Annotated in this window: 2 protein-coding genes; both read right to left on the minus strand. The window is 30.1% G+C overall.

What is annotated here, in order from left to right:
* Nucleotides 1-653, minus strand: a 653-nt coding sequence (locus U9R42_13040) for a hypothetical protein (GenBank protein MEA3496944.1), incomplete at its 3' end; no start/stop codon positions are given.
* A gap of 88 nt (nucleotides 654-741) precedes the next feature.
* A partial coding sequence (locus U9R42_13045) for a PKD domain-containing protein (GenBank protein ID MEA3496945.1) occupies nucleotides 742-1,800 on the minus strand: 1,059 nt, incomplete at its 5' end.

Genomic DNA, 1,800 nt, shown 5'->3' on the forward strand with positions numbered 1-1,800 from the left:
TCATAATCGTACTGACCTGAATAAGAAATATTTGAACCATGACCCTCTAATGGATAAGCAAATTCATAAACCAAAGAATCACCGTTAGGGTCAATTGCACCTACATTTATCCAATGATCCTGGCCTTTGCAAAGTAGAGTGTGCGGATCTGTTCTGAAAACAGGAGAACTGTTTTGTGGAGTTATGCATCTGTTTAAAGTTGCTTCGTTGAAAAAAAACTTTGATTTTGCACCTGTTGTTATTGCATTATTTCTACAACACTCTTGATGGAATAATATCAATTCACAACATGTTGTATTTAAAACAACTAACTTTTCATATTGATACTTTTCAATACCGTACGGAAATGAACATGAAGATGTTTGACATCTTGAACATCCGGATGAACAAATAGGTGTTATATCTACGGCAGGAGGTTTTGTTATTGAGACTGTTGCAATATTTTGACCTGTTGTTTTGCATATAATTCGAATCCGAGCATTACCTGTGTTAATTTCATTGCAATCCCTGTAAAATACTAATTTTATCATAAAACTGTCCTGACCAATATTAGTATAAGTAAGTTCAGTACCTATTAAATGTTGTCCAAAACTTTCTGAATGTATAAAGAACATTGCAATTATGCTTACTAATAAGTATATTTTTCGATTCATAATATTTAAATTTTTAATAAGTGTTTTAAATGATAATTAGTATAAAAAATATATATGAGGTAACCCATTATTTTCATTTTATTTATAATTATTTAAAAACCAATTTCTCAACAACCTCACTTTCATCCATCAATCCAATTTTCAAAAAATAAATCCCTTTAATTTGTTTCTTTAATTCATAGTTTTTTATATTTAAATCCTGAGTTTCTAAAATTAATTTCCCTAAAGAATTATATAAATTAATAGATTGAATTTTTGTTTCTGATTTGATGTAGATTTTTCCGTTTGAAGGATTTGGATAAATTGATATTTTAGAATTTTCTACTTCTGTAATTCCATTTGTTTTGGCATTTATAAAAGCTAATTTTGTAAGTGAATCTGCACAGCCAAGGTCAGAAATTACTTTTAGCATCACATCATAATTTCCAACATTTTGATAAGTGTAAATTGGGTTTTGAACTATGGATGAATTTCCATCTCCGAAATCCCAAAAGTATTGGGAAATAACATTAAAAGCAATTGTTGAAGAATCGTAAAAATTAACAACAAAGGGAACTTCCCCTGAAAAAATATTAGCTCCAAAATTTGCAATTGGTATATCTCCGATTTGAACAAAAATAGAATCATATTTTGTAGCACACACAAGGTCTTGAGTTTCTGCTTTTATCCAAAAGCCTTGCTTTGTCAAGTCATTATTTCCATGTAAATATTTAATAAAAATATTATTAGGATTTCCATCAAAAATTCCATCGGCTTGTTGTCCTTTTGACCAAAGCATTGATTGAGCATTTTCGAATTGTGCATTTAATTCATAGTAATTATTTTTACAAACAATTGGATTTGTTTTGTCAATTATTATTGAAGGCTCAACAACCGAAAGAGTTATTGTATCGGCATTGTAGCATCCGTTGTTGTCGGTAAAATGCCAAGCGATTTGGTAATCACCGACTGCTTTATTCGAATTGAAGTATCCTCCTGAGCCAACATTCCCTGACCAGTAACCGCCATAAGTGCCTCCGATAGGAGAATGGTTTATAAAAACTAATCCTTCCTCTTTGCACATTTTGAATTTATTATTTGATGGATTAATTTGAATATTTGGAATTGCCATTACTTCAATATTAACTGTATCATATTTTGGACAATG

The organism is Bacteroidota bacterium, assembly GCA_034723125.1.
GTDB lineage: Bacteria > Bacteroidota > Bacteroidia > CAILMK01 > JAAYUY01 > JAYEOP01.